We start from the raw sequence: 17237 nt of genomic DNA on the forward strand, positions 1-17237 counted from the left end.
TGAAAAATGTTCAACATCAAAACAATCGCTACAGCGATTTCCGCAGGTGCCCTGGCCCTGAGCATGACTTCCGTGAACGCCGCTGAAATTACTGGTGCTGGCGCTTCTTTCCCCGCTCCTGTGTATTCCAAGTGGGCTGATGCTTACAACAAGGAAACAGGCAACAAGGTGAACTACCAGTCCATCGGTTCCGGTGGTGGTATCAAGCAGATTTCCGCAAAAACTGTAGATTTCGGTGCTTCCGACATGCCTTTGAAGCCTGAAGACCTGAAAGAAAAAGGTTTGATGCAGTTCCCAACCGTGATCGGCGGTGTTGTACCCGTGGTGAACCTGCAGGGCGTGGCCCCAGGCCAGATGAAGTTGTCTGCTGAAGTATTGGCCAACATCTACTTGAACAAGATCACCAAGTGGAACGACAAGGCGATTGTTGCTTTGAACCCAGGTGTGAACCTGCCCGACCAAGACATCAGCGTGATTCGTCGTGCCGATGGTTCAGGCACAACATTCATTTTCACCAACTACCTGAGCAAGGTAAGCGCTGACTGGAAGAGCACCGTTGGTGAAGGTACAGCCGTGAAGTGGCCAGTAGGTTTGGGTGGCAAGGGCAACGAAGGTGTTTCAGCTTTCGTACAGCGCGTACCCGGCTCTATTGGTTACGTTGAGTATGCTTACGCCAAGCAGAACAAGTTGACACATACCCAGTTGAACAACGCTGAAGGTGCATTTGTTCAGCCTTCTGAAGAGTCATTCAAGGCAGCTGCTGCTGGTGCTTCTTGGTCTAACAGCTTCTACGAAATCCTGACTCAGCAACCTGGCAAGGCCGCATGGCCAATCACTGGTGCGACTTTCATTCTGTTCCACACAGAACAGGCTGACGCAGCCAAGGCTTCTGAAGTGCTGAAGTTCTTCAACTGGGCCTACGCAAAGGGCGACAAGCTGAGCTCTGACCTGGACTACGTTCCACTGCCAGACGAAACAGTGAAGAAGATTGAAGCCGCCTGGAAGACAGTAAAAGCGACTGACGGCAAAGCAATCTCAATGAAGTAAATTTCAACTTCGGTTGATTTGAGAAAGGCCCCGGTTTAAACAACCGGGGCCTTTTTCTATTGTGGTTCCAATTTAATTCGTCGGCAAAGTTGGGATTGAGTACTTGCAGATACAAGGTTACGATACGTTGCAATAAATGCATTTGTTGTAATGTTCGGTTTTGTGAGCGCCCCAATGACTTTGCCCGATTATGAACAGTGGACCCTGCTGATGTATGTGGTCGCCATTCCTTATTTTTTTGCGGCCATGGCCATTGAAGGCTGGGCCATGCGAAACAAGCCCCAAGGTTTTTACGCCGGGTATGAATTGAAGGACTCCTTGTGTTCGATTGCCATGGGTGCCCTGAAGCTGGTGACCATGGGGCTAAGCGTATTTTGGGCTTACCCCATTATGTTGTGGCTGTTTGAATACCGGGTGGTGAGCTGGGACATTTCAACCTGGTGGTTTGTGCCCCTGCTGTTGGTGGCCGATGATTTTTGTTACTACTGGTATCACCGCGTGGCCCACCGCTGTGCCGCGTTTTGGGCCGAGCATTCTAACCACCACACCAGTGAGCGTTACAACCTGAGCACTGCCTTGCGCCAATCGGTGTTGGGTCCTTTCTACACCTTTATTTTCTGGTTGCCATTGCCCCTGCTGGGTATGGACCCCTTGGTGTTGACCTTTGCGCACACCGTGAATCTGCTGTATCAGTACTGGATACACACCGAAACATTCGAGGTACACGGCTGGTTTGAGAAAGTGTTCCAATTTATACAAGAAAAATCAAAGTTAAAGAGAGTGATGTTTGCATAAGATCGTTGCTGGGTAACGTTCGGAGCACATTGACGTTCTTGTGTTTTTACTCCTTTCGTGGGGCTTAGGGTAAAAAGCGCTCAATCCGATTGAAATTAGGTATAGTTTTTACCCCAAATTCGCGATGACTTTAAAAAAGTTGAGACAGTTGCCCTACTCATGTTTGTAGTCCGTTCTAGATCTGTAGCAGATTTCTGTTCTTCTGTTTATTGGATCGGTGTAGTTTACACGGCGAGGGCAATTCCGGTTTGCGACATCTTTGCTTGTTTTGGTCAAGTGGCAAGTCCATGACAATGAGGCTATTTTCTTAATGTGCAGACAATTCAAATTAAGCAGCGCCTTCAGGATATGCTTTAGATCTTGGGTCACGCAGTAATTCCACGATATCTATTTTGAGAGCAACTGCGAGTTTTTCGATGTTGTCCAGTGAGGGATTGCGGGCCCCTCTTTCTAAATGTGCAACGAATGTGTGGTGCAAGTCAGCCTCGATCGCCAAAGCATGTTGGCTTAAACCGTGGAATGCTCTCCATTTTTTTAAATTCAATGCGAGTCTTTCGCGTGCACATACAGTGGACGACAGATTCTGTTGAGGAATTTTATGCATCCCACATCTTTTCTGTTTCGCTCTTTTAAGTCAGCCGCTTTTAAGTCAGAATATTGGGAGTTCAACTTCCTCGATTTAATAATGCGAAAAACACTTGCAGTAAATAAGCACATTAATTTTTCAGTCGATGACGACGAAGTTTGGTGGCTCGAGGTTCCTTCGAAAGGTCTCACCATAATGTTTTCTGTTGATATGAGAGATCAAGGCATTTTGTTTGATCACAACGATGATCAGATCGTACTTTCAGGCAGGTCAACTTTTGCTGTCTTCGCTGAGACTACGCTAGACAAGGCTCGTAAATTGCTAAAAATGACCGGTGGCGCCTTCGAAGAGCAACCCAAAATCACGGAAGAAATGCTTAAGACGTATTCGGTAGAAATTGAAAATGGTCGAGCCTGGATGGGTTTTGAAAATTCCAAGACGAGGAATAAATGAAAAATCTATCCGGAATCGGTCGCTCGAGGGAGGATGTCGAAATAGGCATAGACAAACAAGTTCGAAGTGGACTTGTAACAAGCGAAGATGTAAAGATGCTGGTTTTGTCGCACGGCGGGCTCACAACCCCGCGTGACGTTGCAAGCAGAACTGGGTTCACCCCGAACCGTATTCGGTCCCTGATTTCACGCTGGGAACAAGATCGACTTATATTTATTCTCCGCTTCAAAGGTCGAATCTATATCGCAGAATATGCACTCAGTATTTCTGATGGAGCTATTAAACCTATACCAGCCATTAAGTTTGTGATTAATAGCCTTACCGCTAATATGGGGAGCTGGCAGATGGCTTTTTGGTTCATGTGCGGATCAAATTTCCTTAAAGGTAAGACTCCAGAGCAGTGCTTGAAACGAAATCCTAAACTTGTAATTGCTGCCGCGAAGTTTGAACTAGAAGGCGTGATGCACGGTTAACTTCAAATTGGTCATCCAGAAAATTGTGTATAAGAAGAGGTTGTCATATTAGTACCAAGTCAAGTTTTCTGTAGCAAACTCAAACTCAAACTTATCGCTTGCCACGAGAAGCTGAACTTAATTCAGGAGTTTTCCACCGATGAATTCGCGCCAGTTCGGCATCCTGCGTAACGCACTTAAAATATACGGCTCTAAGCGCAGGGCTGAAGTCTGGCTGAGACGGCCTTTTGAAATATTTGAAGGAAAAAATGCGCTTCAAATGATCGAAACCGAGGATGGGTGCGAAATGGTACCCGAGATTCACCGGGTTTGGGAGAAGAACATGAGGGTTTACGGCGCTGATAAAGTCTGGCGTCAGCTTCACCGCGAAGAACAAGCCGTGGCACGTTGCACGGTTGAGCGGCTGATGCGACGACTTGGTATTCAAGGCGCAAGGCGCGGCAAGTCGATGCGTACCACTGTGCCCGATACGTCGGCGCCATGCCCACTGGACCACGTTAATCGGCAGTTCAAGGCCGACCGTCCCAATCAGCTGTGGGTGTCGGATTTCACCTACGTGTCGACCTGGCAAGGGTGGTTGTATGTGGCGTTTGTGATTGACGTGTTTGCACGGCGCATTGTCGGCTGGCGGGTCAGCAGCTCAATGCACACAGATTTCGTTCTGGATGCACTGGAGCAGGCGTTGTATGACCGTCAGCCGCAGCAAACTGGCAGCCTGGTCCACCACAGCGACAGGGGTTCTCAATACGTCTCTATTCGCTACACAGAGAGACTGGCTGAGGCAGGAATTGAGCCCTCAGTGGGCAGTCGTGGAGACAGCTATGACAACGCCTTGGCAGAAACCATTAACGGCTTATACAAGGCCGAGGTGATTCACCGTCGAGGGCCCTGGAAAACCAAAGCGTCGGTCGAACTGGCTACGCTGGAATGGGTATCGTGGTTTAACCATCATCGCCTGCTGGCTCCCATCGGGTATATTCCACCGGCGGAGGCTGAAGAAAACTATTACCGGCAGCTGACTGAAAAGGTCGCCGTCGAGGTCTAACTTAAACCAACCGGCCTCCACGAAAACCGGGGCGCTTCAACTACCCAATCGCCCCAAGCGCTGGAAACGTCCTCAGTAACCAGATAGCAAAACGCACCAACTGTCCACTTGCCACAGCAATACCCATCAGCACCAGAATCCCGCCGGTGATTATTTGAAGGTAACGACCCGTTCGACGCAATGACCCTATGCGACGCATAAACGGCGTCATGAAGTACGCGGAAAGCAGGAACGGCACACCTAACCCCAGTGCATAGACCCCCAAAAGCAGTACGCCCTGCCCAAGACTCTCAGAGGTGGCGCCGAGTATGAGAATACCGCCAAGCACGGGACCAATACACGGCGTCCAACCGAAGCCGAATGCCATGCCAAGCACGGTCGCCGACCAGGGCTTACCGCCGCCGCCCTGCGGTTCAAAGCGGTAGTAACGTTGCATCCAAAGCGGGGCACGTATAACGCCCATAACCATCAGGCCAGCGACGACAATAACGCCGCCCGCAGCAATATTCAGCTCGTAGCGATACGATAAAAACAAACGCCCAATTACAGTGATGCTGGCCCCTAAAATCAGAAACACCATGGAGAAGCCAGCAACGAAACACGCACTAAGGCCCAATGCTCGCCAGCGAGCCACACGTGCTTCGATATGAGAGGCACTGGACTGAACCGAATCGCCCGCAATATAGGAGAGGTAACCTGGCACGAGCGGTAAAACACAGGGCGATAGGAAGGAAGCAATACCGGCGAAAAACGCCGTTAATAGCCCAATGACAGTTAATTCAAGCATCGCATCATCCCCAGTTGGTAGTCTGCTTTATTCTTATCTCGCATCACTTTGAATCCCGAATAGAGGCGTGCAGCAGTGCGCCATCAATCAAGGCTTCAACTTGCGGGCCATCCCAGGCAGCGGGCCCCATTGCCCGGCCAATCTCACGGCCCTCTCGATCAATCAATAGCGTTGTTGGCACGCCCGGCGCACGCAGCGTGTCTGAAACCCTTGTCGTCGGGTCAACGTAATGCTTTAACGTTAGAATGCCAAAATCCTGATAGAACGGTTTGATCAAATCAGGATCCCGATCAATCGACAGGGCAACGACTTCAAAGTCTGGGCCGCCACGCTTGGCATTTAACCGGTCCAACGATGGCATCTCCTCCCGACACGGGGGGCACCAGGTCGCCCAGACATTAAGCAATATGATACGGCCTTCAAAATCGGCCAAAGTCACGGTCTTGCCCGTCGCATCCTGGAAGGAGATCAAAGGCAGTTCGCGTGGCGTATGCCAGCGCATGAATCGCTGCCCCCCTATGTCCACCGCAACATTAAGTACTCCACCTAGGAGATTTTTCGAGGCATTGTTACGTTGGTACAAAAACAAAGCGGTCGCGATGGCGATCACGCTGATTAACGCCACTGCTGCCCAAACACTTATCTTAAAAGAGTTCTTCCTTGTTAACGTTCAGCATCCATCAGTTCTTGGGGTTTGCCGTTTCGACTTGTTCTCGGCGAGCTCGCTCTATGCTGTCTGCGACAGCCCGCGCGGCGTCCGAGTCAGGCGGAAGCAGGTCGAATAACTGTTGCCAATAGTCAATCGCTACCGGATAGTCTTGGCGCTCAAGCGCTGCGGCGCCCGCCAAAGTCAGGGCGAATGGCTCCCGGGGATTGAGCGATAGTGCGCGCTCCAGCAATTGCGTCGGCTCCCCTTTAAAGCCAGCTTGATTGCTTCTGGCGAGTGTTTCAGCATATTCGGATAGCGCCAAAGGATCTGTCTGGATGACGGTCGCCGCTTTGGCAAAGGCTGCAGCCGCATCTTCATACTTTTCAAAATAGCGATAAGAGCGCGCCAGCATGAGCCAACCAGGCGCGTCATCAGGATTGCGCGCCAGCCTCGCAGCGAGCGAATCCACCATGGCTTGCACATCGGCTTGTGTCATAGCGGGAGCACTTTGCGCTGGCGGTGGCGTAATGGCTGCGGGGTTCCCTATCGCCAGATAGGTAAGCGTTGCTGCCACGGGCAAGACGATGGCCAGCGCTATCGCTGCTTGCTTGCTGCTATGGCGCCGTACTCCAGTATTCTGAGCGGGTGTCGCTTCGTCAAGCACTCGTCGTTGCAGCTCTTGTTGGGCCGCTGCATGATCATGCAAAGACAAAATGCCGTTGGCGCGATCCTGCTCGATCTCAAGCAATTGGTCGCGCAGTACCGCCGCATTGACGGCGTGATGCTCGACGCCAGCGTCCAGCTTGGGTCCGCGCCACAGAACAAATACTAGCCACCAGGTAACACTAGCAGCAAGTAATGCGGCAATTAGGATAAAAATCAAATTCATGGTTATGTTCCGTTGTCCGTGGTTTGCGCTAGCAGCGCCTGCGCCCTCTTGCGCTCATCGTCGCTTAACAATGCGTCAGCCACACTGCTTTTGCGGCGACGCAATGTTGTCGCCAGAACGAGCAGTCCAAAGGACAGCAGCAACATGGGGCCAAACCATAGCAATAGCGTGGTGGCTTTTAATGGCGTGCGATAGAGTACGAAATCACCATAACGATCAACCATATAGGTTCTAATCTCGGCATCGCTTTTGCCCGCTTGTATCTGCTCGCGTATCTGCTGACGCAAATCCACGGCCAAGTCGGCGCGCGAGGCCGCGATTGATTCGTTCTGGCACACCAGGCAGCGCAGCTCGCCAGCAATATCCAACATGCGCTTTTGCGCCGCGCCGTTATCCGCCCACGATGGCAAGGCGATGACCAAGCACAATAATGTCAGCCACCAACGTTTCATTGCTCAAGCTCCCGTATCAGCGGTAGTATCGTGTCGCGTACCGCACTATCGGTTACTGCACCGATGTGCTTGTAACGAATGAAGCCGTCCTTATCGATAACAAAGGTCTCGGGCACGCCATAAACGCCATAGTCGATGCCCACGCGCCCTTGCGTATCGGATACGGACAACACATACCCATTGCCATGGCGTTCCAACCACGAAATGGCTTCCCCGCGTATATCCTTGTAGTTAAGGCCGACAATGGGTACTCCATGTGTTTTTGCCAACGCCGTAATCACGGGATGCTCTTCAAGGCAGGCATAACACCAGGAGGCCCACACATTCAGCAGCCACACTTTGCCCTTCATGGCGTCGGGAGAAAAGGTCTGCTCGGGCGTGTGCAACTGCGGCAAGGTAAAGCTAGGTGCCTGTTTGTTAATAAAAGGCGAAGGGACTTCGCTAGGTTTAAGAGTCAAACCGAAACCCAGGAAGCCAACCAGTACGACAAAACCGACCAGGGGCCATATAAAGCGACTCATGCTGTAGCTCCTACTGCAGCCAAGGCAGTTTTTCGTTCGCGACGCTTAAGACGATAACGACGATCACTGATGGCTAACAGCCCACCCAACGCCATCAAGATGCACCCAATCCAGATCCAATCAACGAATGGTTTGTAGTAAACACGCACGCTCCAGGCGCCGTCGGCGAGCGGCTCACCCAAGGCGACGTACACGTGACGCAATCCGTTGGCGTCAATGGCTGCTTCTGTCATGGGCATTTCCGAGGAGATGTAGCTACGTTTTTCGGGATGAAGCAAACGTAAGATCCGGCCATCGCGTGACAGCTCGATGTCACCGATTTCTGCAACATAATTAGGTCCCTGTGCTTTATTGACGCCTAGAAACTTCAAGTCATAGCCCCCTGTGCTTACCGTGCTACCGGGCGTCATACGAACGTCCTGTTCAGTTTCATAGCCCATGACGAGCGTCACTCCCGCTACGAACACAGCAATGCCTAAGTGGGCCAGATGCATGCCTAGCCAGCTAAGCGGTTGGGCTCGCAGCCCTGTGCGCGTAGCCCGCATACGGTCAACGATGCCCTTAACCACCGCAGTGGCAATCCACGTGGCCAGTGCCAGACCTAACGCCACCAGCGCCGACCAACGCCCCAGCATGAACGGTGCGCCAACACCGACCACAAGCGCCACTACAGCCGGAACATGTAGGTGTTTTATCAGAGCGCTTATCTTGGCTGACTTCCAGTTAGCCACCGGACCTACCGCCATGAGAAGCAGCGCCGGCACCATCAGCGGTATGAAAACGGCATTAAAGTATGGCGGCCCCACGGAAAGTTTGCCTAACCCGAGCGCATCAATGAAAAGTGGATATAGCGTTCCGAGGATCACGGCACCTGCTGCTACGGCCAACAATACGTTATTCACCAGCAAAAGAGATTCACGCGATATCAGTTCAAACCGTCCGCCCATGCCCACCTTGGGTGCGCGCAGCGCAAATAAAAGCAAGGATGAGCCCACCACCACGGCGAATAACATCAAAATGAACACGCCGCGGCGCGGATCGGTGGCAAAGGCGTGTACCGAAGTCAATACGCCTGACCGTACGAGAAAAGCCCCCAGCAATGAAAGCGAGAACGTACTGATGGCAAGCAGCACCGTCCAGTTTTTAAAACTGGCACGCTTTTCAGTTACCGCCAGGGAGTGAATTAATGCGGTACCCACCAGCCACGGAATAAAAGAGGAGTTTTCTACCGGATCCCAGAACCACCAGCCGCCCCAACCCAGTTCGTAATAGGCCCACCAGCTCCCCAAGGCGATACCCAAGGTCAGGAACAACCACGCTGCCGTCGCCCAAGGCCGGGACCAACGGGCCCACGTCGAGTCGAGCTGCCCTGCCAGCAGTGCGGCAATGGCGAATGCAAATGCTACCGAAAATCCGACATAGCCCATGTACAGCAGCGGCGGATGAAATATCAGCCCAATGTCTTGCAATAGCGGATTCAGGTCCATACCGTCCAAGGGTGCCGGTACCAGGCGCTCGAACGGGTTAGAGGTAAGCAGCACAAAGAGCAGGAATCCAGCGGTGACCAGGCCCAGCACCCCCAATACGCGTGCCACCATGACATCGGGCAGTTGCTTGGAGAACACACTTACAGCGTACGCCCAGCCTGTTTGCATCAGCAGCCACAGCAAGAGCGATCCCTCGTGGCCGCCCCAGACCGCCGCGATACGGTAAAGCAAGGGCAATTGCGAGTTGGAGTTCTGGGCGACGTAAGCCACCGAAAAGTCCTTAACGATGAAGGACCAGCCCAGCGTCGCGAAGCTAACAATAATTAAAAGAAACTGCGCGCGCGCGGCAGGTCGAGCAAAGGCGATCCAGACAGCATTGCCACGCGCCGCACCCGCGAGGGCTAAACAGCCCTGCGCAAGCGCTACAAATAGCGTCAGAATCAGTGAAAAATGACCGAGTTCAGCAATCATGAGCGTTATGGCCTCGCAGTAATCGTGTTCTTGGCGGCCTCATCCAGCGCATGCTGCGCTTCAGAGGGCATATAGTTCTCATCGTGTTTGGCGAGCACCTCTTCAGCGCGGAACAATCCATCGGCCCCGAGCTTGCCTTGAGCCACTACCCCTTTGCCTTCACTAAACAGGTCGGGCAATATTCCCGTATAACTGACCGGTATCATTTTGGCGGTATCGGTCACAACGAACTTCACCGTGAGCCCATCACTTTGGCGTTGCACACTGCCGGTTTGCACCATGCCACCGACGCGAAACGTCCGCTCCTGGGGTGCTTCACCGGCACTCACCTGCGTAGGCGTGAAAAAGAACACAAGATTGCTTTGAAAAGCATTGAGCACTAAGGCTGTGGCAATGCCGAATGCGGCCACGCCACCAGCAATGAGCGCGAGGCGCTTATGGCGATTTTTCATCGAGATCCCTCTTCCCTCAGGATTAACTTGCGCTTCACTTGCGATAAAGCCGCTTTGCGGCGCTGGCGCAGCAGGAGCCATTCAGTGCAAAGAGCGACCAGGGTGACGGCGACTGACCCCCACACGTATTGCCCATAGCCGCCCATCGCAAAAAATTCAGCAGGACTTGTCCAATTCATTGCTTTACCTCCCTCAATTCGTCTAACCACCCAGCATGCTGTTCGCGCTCTAGAATGATGCAACGCACGCGCATCAGTGAAACCGTCACCGTATACATCCATGACGCCAAGGCCATCAGCAGCATGCCAACAAGCATGATCATTGCCATTGAGGGAGCTTGTGTCAGCGAAACAGAGGCGCCTTGATGCAAGGTGTTCCACCATTGCACTGAAAAATAAATAATGGGAATATTGACCACGCCGACAAGGGCAAGGACAGCACCGGCCTTATCCGCGCGCCGTGGCTCATCAACCGCTGACTGAAGCGCCATAAAACCGATGTACAAAAAGAGAAGAATCAGCTCGGAGGTCAGGCGCGCATCCCAGACCCACCAGGTCCCCCACATGGGCTTGCCCCACAAGGCGCCCGTCCAGAGTGAAAGAAACGTGAACATGGCGCCGGTGGGGGCCAAGGCTGAAGCCATCATGGCGGCTAAACGATTGTTAAATGCCAGCCCTATCGCGGCCCAGAAAGCCATGACCAAATAAATGAACATCGACATCCAGGAGACCGGCACATGCAGGAAAATAATACGATAGCCCTCACCTTGCTGGGCGTCGGTGGGCGCCATGAAGAAACCCACGTACATCCCTATGATCGTCAGCATCGCGGCGGCGGTGGCAAACCATGGAATCAGCTTGCCCGCAAGCGGGTAAAACATTTTTGGTGATGAATACTTAAACCAATTAATCATTCATTTACTCATTATTCCAACGCAATTCGTAATGCCACGGTTGTGGCCCACGGTGCAAAAAAAACAGTTAAAACCAGCACGGCGCCCAGCAACGACAGATTCGCCGTAGCGCCCAGGCCGGCTGCGGCGGCGTCTACCGAACCCGCGCCAAAGATCAGCACCGGCGCATAAAGCGGAAGTACAAGCAAGGCGACCAGGACACTGCCGCCTCGCAGGCCCAGGGTCAAACTCGCTCCGATCGCGCCAATAAAGCTAAGCACCGGCGTACCAAGGGCCAGCGACGCAGCCAGCACCAATAACGACGGGGTTGGTAAATCAAATTGCAATGCCAGCAGGGGAGCCAGCAACGTCAAGGGCAAACCCGTCAACAGCCAATACGCGACCACCTTGCCGAGCACCAGGATTCCCAACGGGGCGGGTGAAAGGGCCATTTGCTCCAGGGTGCCGTCGGCATAATCCTGTTCGAACAACCGATTAAGCGACAACATAGTCGCCAGCAACGCCGACACCCAAAGAATGCCCGGCGCGATCTGCCGCAACGTGTCGCGCTCAGAACCAATGCCCAACGGAAACAGGCTGACCACGATGACAAAGAAAAAAAGCGGTGTCAGCACATCGGACTTGCGTCGCATGGCAAGCCTCAAATCTCGACGTACTACCCCGCGAAGTACGGATAAGCCAATGGAGTCGCTCATACGCCTACCCGTATAACGTGTGTCGCGCCTGCCAAGGTCAAATCCTGATGCGTCGTCAAGACTGCGATCCCGCCATTGCTCAGATGCTGGTCGATCACCCGTACTACCCATAGGCTGGCTTGGGTATCCAATGCCGTCAGGGGTTCATCGAGCACCCACAAGGCACGTTTTTGCAGCAAGAGCCTGGCCAGATTGACACGACGCTTTTGCCCCTGCGACAAGGCTCGCACCGATAGATGCTCCCTACCCTGCAATCCAGCCTTGCCTAAAGCTTCGTACACAGCGTCCTGGGTAACGAGCTCGTCCGTCAACGCCATGCTGAAAATTAAGTTTTCCGTCGCACTTAGATCATCCTTCAGGCCCAACGGGTGTCCGCAATACAGTAGCTCGCGACGGTACTCATCGCCCAGCTTCTTAATCGGACTACTGCGCCAATCAATGGCGCCGGCAGCCGGAGGCGTCAGCCCCACCAGCATGCGCAAAAGACTGGTTTTGCCGCTGCCGTTCTCGCCACGCACCAACAGGCACTCGCCGGCCTTAAGCTGAAAGTTCAGGTTATGAAATAGGCGTCGCTCACCGCGCACGCAGTCCAGATTGATGGCTTCAAGCACCGTCGACCTTGCTCGCAAAAACGTTAATCACCAGGTGATATCGGTATTTAGGCTAAGTGCTGATCTGCAACGGACCATCCGTTACATGCGGCACTAAGCGCTACCGTCGCAAGTAGCTGGGCGCACGCTCAAAGTTAATTGAACGCGACGACGCTGAGAACGTAGGTGTGGGGCAAGAAGAAAGTCGAATCAGCGGCGTGCCAGCTTAGGCAATAAAAAGCCACTGAGGCCGCTCGGGCCGCTCGGAAAAGGTCGGTAAGCTTAGCAGCGCCTCTTGAAACTGGGGGGCCAAGCTAGACGATAAGGAAGGGATAGTTTGATGTGCAGATGAAATAATCGACGCCGCAGGCGCTTGGCAAGAATGCTCATACTGGCCCAAGAACCCCGAAGTTGAACCCGTTTGCTCAGACCCGTCAGTTAAAGCGACACGCGGCTCTTGAGCTTCGCTATAACAAGGCTCGATGCAAATCTCCCTTTCCGGCTGGCAATACACGCTCACGACGCCCCAGGAGACCTGAAGCGGCAGCATAACCAGCATAAAAATAAGGAGAAATTTCTTCATTGCAGGAACGATTGTACCAAATGAAAAGCGTGTCTTACAAACGAAGGTATGAAAAGTTGAAGTCGGGGTCGGTTATTCTACAATCGCGATCATGGACCTGACCGCTTATCCCAACAATGGGAGCGCCCTGTCTTGCGACACTGCCTGTACCGCAGGCAAGATCCAGAACTCGCTCGCCGTTTGGGTGCTAAGGTTTGGTTGCTGGCTCACTGGGCTTTCCTGATCACAATTACGCGCATTCTAATGTCGCAACAAGCCCGATTCAGATTACCGAATCGGGCTTGTCATTGAATAACCCCAGCATACTGGAGCCACATCGAAGGGGTCGGCCTTACGGAGTGCTGCGGTATGTGATCCCATTCGGATTGGGGCCCACTGAATAGGTAGCGACCACATCTTGAGTGCTTGTGTCGATTGCACTTACGGTGTTGTCTTTGGTGTTGGTAATGAATACGAAACCGCCATCGGTGCTCGCGGCCACGCCATGTGCGCCTTTGCCGGTGACCACTGTGTTTATAACTCTTTGAGTTTTCGTGTCGATCACCGAAACAGTGTCATCTGGATTGTTATCGCTTCCCTGGTTAGCTACGTACATTTTGCTGCTGCCGGCTGCCGCATAGAGTTGAATGGGGTTGCGTCCGACGCTTATGTTCTTTACGACTTTCCTGGTGGAAGTGTCGATGATCGCCACACTATCTTCATCTCGTAGCGACACATAGACGTGTTTACCGTCGGGAGTAAAGGCCACTTGTACCGGTGCTTTGCCGACTGAAACGCGCGCCGCCTCTTTAAGGCTTTGGGTATCGATGATCGATACTGTATTGTCGGTAACGTTTGCTACATAAAGCTCCCGCCCGTCCGGGCTTAACCGCAAGCCGTGCGGATAACCTCCAGTAGCAACTTCAGCGATGACTTTCTTCCCTTGGATGTCGACTACCGACACGCGATCTGTATCGGCGTTCGTGATATAGGCGTAGCGTCCGTCCCGACTGGTGACGACGTGCGAAGGGTGGCTCCCAGCAGGTAGTGCTTCCGGTACCTGTCCGAGCTCGCTAGCGTTGAGAATGAGTAACCCGGCGTCACCCTCCGCGTGCGAATCGGCTTTAACAGAAGTCGAAGTCCCTCCTGCGCCGCCATGCGTCCCATGACCACCCGTCTTCACGGCTGGTGTACCGACGGCAAGCAGTGTCTTGCCATCGGGGGAAATTTGAACATTATGCGGTATGACTGCTATTTGAGCTGTACGCACAACACCCGTACTTAGGGTGATTTCGCTAATAGAGCCATCTCCCTCATTGGCGCTATACACGACGCCTTTTGGCAAGCTTGCAGCGTGGACTGCGCTTGCGGACAAAGCAAAGGCCATGGCAACAAGAACGGGACGAATTCTAAACATGTTGAATCTCCAATATGAGCAAAGTGGGTTGGCTTCAAAGGTGGCATCAGAGCCGCTTGATGACAACTATATTGGCCGGCCACTGACAGGACGATGACTGCAGCATTACTCTTTCGTGATGCTGCAACATTAGCCCCAATGCATCAAAACCGACCGAGCTGGCCACCGCCACTGCGAGCGGTCCTCTTAACCGCCAGAAGAAGACTCCTCCGTACACGGCACGCCGATAAATTTCCGGCCCATAGCCGCGCACATGACAAAAATGTAATGCGTCAGAAGATTAAATAACGACTGGGTATGTGGCATGATGGACTCTGACCCTATTTACCTGGGTGCGGGGGAGGTTCGACCGTTGTGTATAGACCGGACTCGTGCTCGTTTCTGGAAGGTTATCGTCGCAATGGCACAGCAAAAGTCTGAATCCCATCACGAACACAACGCCAAACCGCTGGCCTCTGGTTCGCAACTCATCGATCCTGTATGTGGTATGCGCGTAACAAAAGACTCTCCTCAACACGTTCAGCATAAAGGCGAGTCGTTCTATTTTTGCAGTATAAAGTGCTTGGAAACATTCAAGCGTGATCCTGAGAAATTCACTGTCCAACGTAGTAGTGACGAAAAGGATCATGAGCAAGTAGCTCCCGGCACCATCTATACCTGTCCGATGCATCCTGAAATCCGACAGGATCACCCGGGGAGCTGTCCGAAGTGCGGTATGGCGCTCGAGCCGCTTATGCCCAGCCTCGATGACGATAATCCTGAGCTGAAAGACTTCTCGCGCAGATTCTGGTGGACGCTGCCCTTTACCGTTGTCGTCACTGTGCTGGCCATGTTCGGTCCTCGGCTCGGCTGGTTTAACATAACGACGCAAACGTGGATCGAGCTCGTGCTCTCGATTCCTGTGGTGTTATGGTCGGGGCAGCCATTTTTCGTGCGTGGCTGGCAATCGATTATCAACCGCAGCCCTAACATGTGGACGCTCATTGGGCTGGGCACAGGTGCGGCATTTGTCTACAGCACCGTTGCGACGGTCGCCCCGGGCGTATTTCCTGAAACGTTCATGTCGATGGGGCGCGTTGACGTTTACTTTGAAGCCGCAGTGGTCATTATTTCCTTGACACTATTCGGCCAGGTTCTCGAGCTGCGGGCGCGATCGCAAACTTCGGCCGCCATCAAGTCTTTACTTGGCCTGGCCCCCAAGACGGCCCGCCGCATCAACGCGGACGGAACCGAAGAGGACGTACCGCTTTCGAACGTCCATGAAGGCGATCGTTTGCGTGTGCGCCCAGGCGAAAAGGTACCGGTGGATGGCCTTGTCGAAGACGGCACGAGTTCCTTGGATGAGTCGATGCTAACCGGAGAATCTCTGCCGGTGAGCAAGCGGCCAGGCGACAGGGTCATCGGGGCAACCATGAATACGTCTGGTGCGCTGGTGATCCGTGCCGAGAAGGTCGGCTCGGCCACGGTGCTCTCGCAAATCGTCCAGCTCGTCGCCCAGGCGCAGCGCTCCCGCGCACCGATGCAACGCATGGCTGACCTTGTGGCCGGTTATTTCGTCATGGCCGTGGTCGCCATCGCCATCGCCACGCTGTTTGTCTGGGGCATTTTCGGTCCACAGCCAAGCTGGGTTTATGGCTTGATCAACGCCGTAGCGGTGTTGATCATTGCCTGCCCTTGTGCATTGGGGCTCGCCACACCCATGTCCGTCATGGTGGCGACGGGCCGAGGCGCCACGCAAGGCGTGCTCTTTCGCGATGCAGCCGCGATCGAAAACCTGCGCAAAGTCGATACGCTCATTGTCGATAAAACCGGCACCTTGACCGAAGGCCGGCCTGCGTTCGAGCAAGCCATCCCCGCCGGCGACATGGAAGCCGACGAGGTGCTGCGCCTTGCAGCAAGCCTGGATCAAGGCAGCGAACATCCCTTGGCAGACGCCATCGTCGACGCCGCTCGCGAACGAGGCTTAAGCTTGAGTCCTGTTAACGATTTTGAATCAGGCAGCGGCATTGGCGTTCGCGGCCAGGTCGACGGCAAAATGCTGGCATTGGGAAATACCGCGCTCATGCAGCAAGAAAGCGTGAATGTCCAGGAGTTGACGACCACCGCTGAATCCTTCCGGACCACGGGCGCCAGCGTCATGTATCTGGCAGTTGATGGCCGGTTGGCGGGCTTGCTGGCCGTCTCCGACCCTATAAAGGGCAGTACGCCTGAAGCGATGCGCACGCTGAAGGCGGCGGGAATCCGCGTCATCATGGCCACCGGCGACGGCGTCTCGACCGCGAAAGCCGTTGCGCAACGCCTGGGCATCGAAGAGGTCCATGGCGAGGTTAAACCCGCCGACAAGCTGGACTTAGTTAACAAGCTCCAATCGGAGGGGCGCATTGTCGCCATGGCGGGCGACGGCATTAACGATGCGCCGGCTCTTGCCAAAGCAAACGTCGGCATTGCTATGGGAACGGGCACCGACGTGGCCATGAATAGTGCGCAAATTACGCTGGTCAAAGGGGATCTGCGCAGTATCTCCACGGCTCAACACCTATCGAACATGACGGTGGCCAATATGAAGCAAAACCTCGGCTTCGCATTCATTTACAACGCACTGGGCGTGCCGCTGGCAGCGGGTGTCTTATATCCGTTTACTGGACTCTTGCTCTCGCCGTTGATCGCTGCATTGGCCATGAGCTTAAGCTCGGCGTCAGTCGTATTTAACGCACTACGACTGCGAAAATCCGTCTAAGGCCGAGTTTTCCTTGCGTACGCGCGACATCCAATAATAGTAGACATAGACCACGGTCATTACGGCTTTGTAATGACCGCGACATCTCTGTGACAGATCATGGCAAGTATAGTCAAGACAGTAGCCAACCTCTTGACTACAAATTGCCTGCCAGGAGCTCACCATGAAAAAAGGGGTATACGGATTTAATGATTGATGGGGCACCTTCACCCCATC

At 53.5% G+C, this 17237-nt stretch carries 18 protein-coding genes and 1 pseudogene; 6 read left to right on the forward strand and 13 right to left on the reverse strand.

All coding sequences use genetic code 11. From position 1 onward, the window contains the following. The first annotated feature begins 15 nt into the window (after positions 1-15). Both pstS and B4N58_RS15515 read left to right on the forward strand, forming a co-directional pair. Positions 16-1047 (forward strand): phosphate ABC transporter substrate-binding protein PstS, encoded by a 1032-nt coding sequence (pstS, locus tag B4N58_RS15510; protein ID WP_291750646.1) that lies wholly within the window; start codon positions 16-18, stop codon positions 1045-1047. 174 nt (positions 1048-1221) lie between these two features. Further along, on the forward strand, positions 1222-1842 hold the full coding sequence (locus tag B4N58_RS15515; RefSeq protein ID WP_291750630.1) for a sterol desaturase family protein: 621 nt from the start codon (positions 1222-1224) through the stop codon (positions 1840-1842). 328 nt (positions 1843-2170) lie between these two features. Here the strand turns inward: B4N58_RS15515 and B4N58_RS15520 are convergent, their stop codons facing one another. After that, positions 2171-2446: a helix-turn-helix domain-containing protein gene (locus B4N58_RS15520; RefSeq protein ID WP_291750631.1), complete on the reverse strand. Its 276-nt coding sequence runs from the start codon at positions 2444-2446 to the stop codon at positions 2171-2173. Here B4N58_RS15520 and B4N58_RS15525 point away from each other — a divergent pair. The 3 genes and pseudogenes from B4N58_RS15525 to B4N58_RS15540 all read left to right on the forward strand — a co-directional run. Further along, positions 2441-2881 (forward strand): hypothetical protein, encoded by a 441-nt coding sequence (locus tag B4N58_RS15525; RefSeq protein ID WP_291750632.1) that lies wholly within the window; start codon positions 2441-2443, stop codon positions 2879-2881. The two genes, B4N58_RS15520 and B4N58_RS15525, sit on opposite strands and share 6 nt — an antisense overlap. Beyond that, on the forward strand, positions 2878-3354 hold the full coding sequence (locus B4N58_RS15530) for a hypothetical protein (RefSeq protein ID WP_291750633.1): 477 nt from the start codon (positions 2878-2880) through the stop codon (positions 3352-3354). The genes B4N58_RS15525 and B4N58_RS15530 overlap by 4 nt, the downstream gene beginning before the upstream one ends. Before the next feature lie 286 nt (positions 3355-3640). After that, positions 3641-4399: pseudogene (locus tag B4N58_RS15540) on the forward strand (IS3 family transposase); the annotation flags it as partial. Positions 4400-4439: 40 nt separating this feature from the next. On the opposite strand, the gene B4N58_RS15545 reads toward B4N58_RS15540, so the two are convergent. From B4N58_RS15545 to B4N58_RS15600, 12 genes are all read right to left on the reverse strand, one after another. After that, complete coding sequence (locus B4N58_RS15545) at positions 4440-5186, reverse strand: cytochrome c biogenesis CcdA family protein (protein WP_291750634.1); 747 nt, start codon at positions 5184-5186, stop codon at positions 4440-4442. A gap of 43 nt (positions 5187-5229) precedes the next feature. Continuing rightward, positions 5230-5796, reverse strand: a complete 567-nt coding sequence (locus B4N58_RS15550; protein ID WP_291750635.1) for a TlpA family protein disulfide reductase — start codon at positions 5794-5796, stop codon at positions 5230-5232. A 70-nt stretch (positions 5797-5866) separates the two neighbouring features. Beyond that, positions 5867-6724, reverse strand: a complete 858-nt coding sequence (ccmI, locus tag B4N58_RS15555; protein ID WP_291750636.1) for a c-type cytochrome biogenesis protein CcmI — start codon at positions 6722-6724, stop codon at positions 5867-5869. Between the two features lie 2 nt (positions 6725-6726). After that, positions 6727-7176 carry a cytochrome c-type biogenesis protein gene (locus B4N58_RS15560; protein WP_291750637.1) on the reverse strand — a complete coding sequence of 150 codons (450 nt, stop codon included), beginning with the start codon at positions 7174-7176 and terminating at the stop codon, positions 6727-6729. Continuing rightward, entirely contained in the window at positions 7173-7697 is a 525-nt protein-coding gene (locus tag B4N58_RS15565) for a DsbE family thiol:disulfide interchange protein (RefSeq protein WP_291750638.1), read from the reverse strand. Before B4N58_RS15565 ends, B4N58_RS15560 begins: the two co-directional genes overlap by 4 nt. Then, on the reverse strand, positions 7694-9655 hold the full coding sequence (locus tag B4N58_RS15570; RefSeq protein ID WP_291750639.1) for a heme lyase CcmF/NrfE family subunit: 1962 nt from the start codon (positions 9653-9655) through the stop codon (positions 7694-7696). Before B4N58_RS15570 ends, B4N58_RS15565 begins: the two co-directional genes overlap by 4 nt. 5 nt (positions 9656-9660) lie before the next feature. Continuing rightward, positions 9661-10107 (reverse strand): cytochrome c maturation protein CcmE, encoded by a 447-nt coding sequence (gene ccmE / locus B4N58_RS15575; RefSeq protein WP_291750640.1) that lies wholly within the window; start codon positions 10105-10107, stop codon positions 9661-9663. Beyond that, the gene (ccmD, locus tag B4N58_RS15615) at positions 10104-10388 is read right to left on the reverse strand and encodes a heme exporter protein CcmD (RefSeq protein ID WP_348680791.1); all 285 of its coding nucleotides are present in this window, start codon (positions 10386-10388) and stop codon (positions 10104-10106) included. The genes ccmE and ccmD overlap by 4 nt, the downstream gene beginning before the upstream one ends. Next, a complete protein-coding gene (gene ccmC, locus B4N58_RS15585; protein WP_291750641.1) occupies positions 10283-11020 on the reverse strand; it encodes a heme ABC transporter permease CcmC in 738 nt (245 codons plus the stop codon). Before ccmC ends, ccmD begins: the two co-directional genes overlap by 106 nt. 11 nt (positions 11021-11031) lie before the next feature. Then, positions 11032-11715, reverse strand: a complete 684-nt coding sequence (gene ccmB, locus B4N58_RS15590; RefSeq protein WP_291750642.1) for a heme exporter protein CcmB — start codon at positions 11713-11715, stop codon at positions 11032-11034. Beyond that, positions 11712-12326, reverse strand: coding sequence for a cytochrome c biogenesis heme-transporting ATPase CcmA (gene ccmA, locus B4N58_RS15595; RefSeq protein WP_291750643.1), 615 nt, complete (start codon positions 12324-12326; stop codon positions 11712-11714). Before ccmA ends, ccmB begins: the two co-directional genes overlap by 4 nt. A gap of 893 nt (positions 12327-13219) precedes the next feature. Further along, positions 13220-14284, reverse strand: a complete 1065-nt coding sequence (locus B4N58_RS15600; protein ID WP_291750644.1) for a cytochrome D1 domain-containing protein — start codon at positions 14282-14284, stop codon at positions 13220-13222. A 304-nt stretch (positions 14285-14588) separates the two neighbouring features. Here B4N58_RS15600 and B4N58_RS15605 point away from each other — a divergent pair, with 304 nt between their 5' ends. Continuing rightward, positions 14589-17021 carry a heavy metal translocating P-type ATPase gene (locus B4N58_RS15605; RefSeq protein ID WP_414673845.1) on the forward strand — a complete coding sequence of 811 codons (2433 nt, stop codon included), beginning with the start codon at positions 14589-14591 and terminating at the stop codon, positions 17019-17021. Positions 17022-17237 lie beyond the last annotated feature (216 nt).

The organism is Limnobacter sp. UBA3528, assembly GCF_002377005.1.
Taxonomy (GTDB): Bacteria; Pseudomonadota; Gammaproteobacteria; order Burkholderiales; family Burkholderiaceae_B; genus Limnobacter.

Excerpts from the sequence above, each read along its gene's own strand:
- B4N58_RS15515 (WP_291750630.1), top strand. The coding sequence starts at position 1,222 with ATGACTTTGCCCGATTATGAACAGTGGACCCTGCTGATGTATGTGGTC.
- B4N58_RS15565 (WP_291750638.1), bottom strand. The coding sequence starts at position 7,697 with ATGAGTCGCTTTATATGGCCCCTGGTCGGTTTTGTCGTACTGGTTGGC.
- ccmB (WP_291750642.1), bottom strand. The coding sequence starts at position 11,715 with ATGAGCGACTCCATTGGCTTATCCGTACTTCGCGGGGTAGTACGTCGA.
- B4N58_RS15560 (WP_291750637.1), bottom strand. The coding sequence starts at position 7,176 with ATGAAACGTTGGTGGCTGACATTATTGTGCTTGGTCATCGCCTTGCCA.
- B4N58_RS15600 (WP_291750644.1), bottom strand. The coding sequence starts at position 14,284 with ATGTTTAGAATTCGTCCCGTTCTTGTTGCCATGGCCTTTGCTTTGTCC.
- ccmE (WP_291750640.1), bottom strand. The coding sequence starts at position 10,107 with ATGAAAAATCGCCATAAGCGCCTCGCGCTCATTGCTGGTGGCGTGGCC.
- B4N58_RS15570 (WP_291750639.1), bottom strand. The coding sequence starts at position 9,655 with ATGATTGCTGAACTCGGTCATTTTTCACTGATTCTGACGCTATTTGTA.
- B4N58_RS15530 (WP_291750633.1), top strand. The coding sequence starts at position 2,878 with ATGAAAAATCTATCCGGAATCGGTCGCTCGAGGGAGGATGTCGAAATA.
- B4N58_RS15545 (WP_291750634.1), bottom strand. The coding sequence starts at position 5,186 with ATGCTTGAATTAACTGTCATTGGGCTATTAACGGCGTTTTTCGCCGGT.
- B4N58_RS15605 (WP_414673845.1), top strand. The coding sequence starts at position 14,589 with ATGATGGACTCTGACCCTATTTACCTGGGTGCGGGGGAGGTTCGACCG.
- ccmI (WP_291750636.1), bottom strand. The coding sequence starts at position 6,724 with ATGAATTTGATTTTTATCCTAATTGCCGCATTACTTGCTGCTAGTGTT.
- ccmC (WP_291750641.1), bottom strand. The coding sequence starts at position 11,020 with ATGATTAATTGGTTTAAGTATTCATCACCAAAAATGTTTTACCCGCTT.
- B4N58_RS15525 (WP_291750632.1), top strand. The coding sequence starts at position 2,441 with ATGCATCCCACATCTTTTCTGTTTCGCTCTTTTAAGTCAGCCGCTTTT.
- ccmD (WP_348680791.1), bottom strand. The coding sequence starts at position 10,388 with ATGGATGTATACGGTGACGGTTTCACTGATGCGCGTGCGTTGCATCAT.
- B4N58_RS15520 (WP_291750631.1), bottom strand. The coding sequence starts at position 2,446 with ATGCATAAAATTCCTCAACAGAATCTGTCGTCCACTGTATGTGCACGC.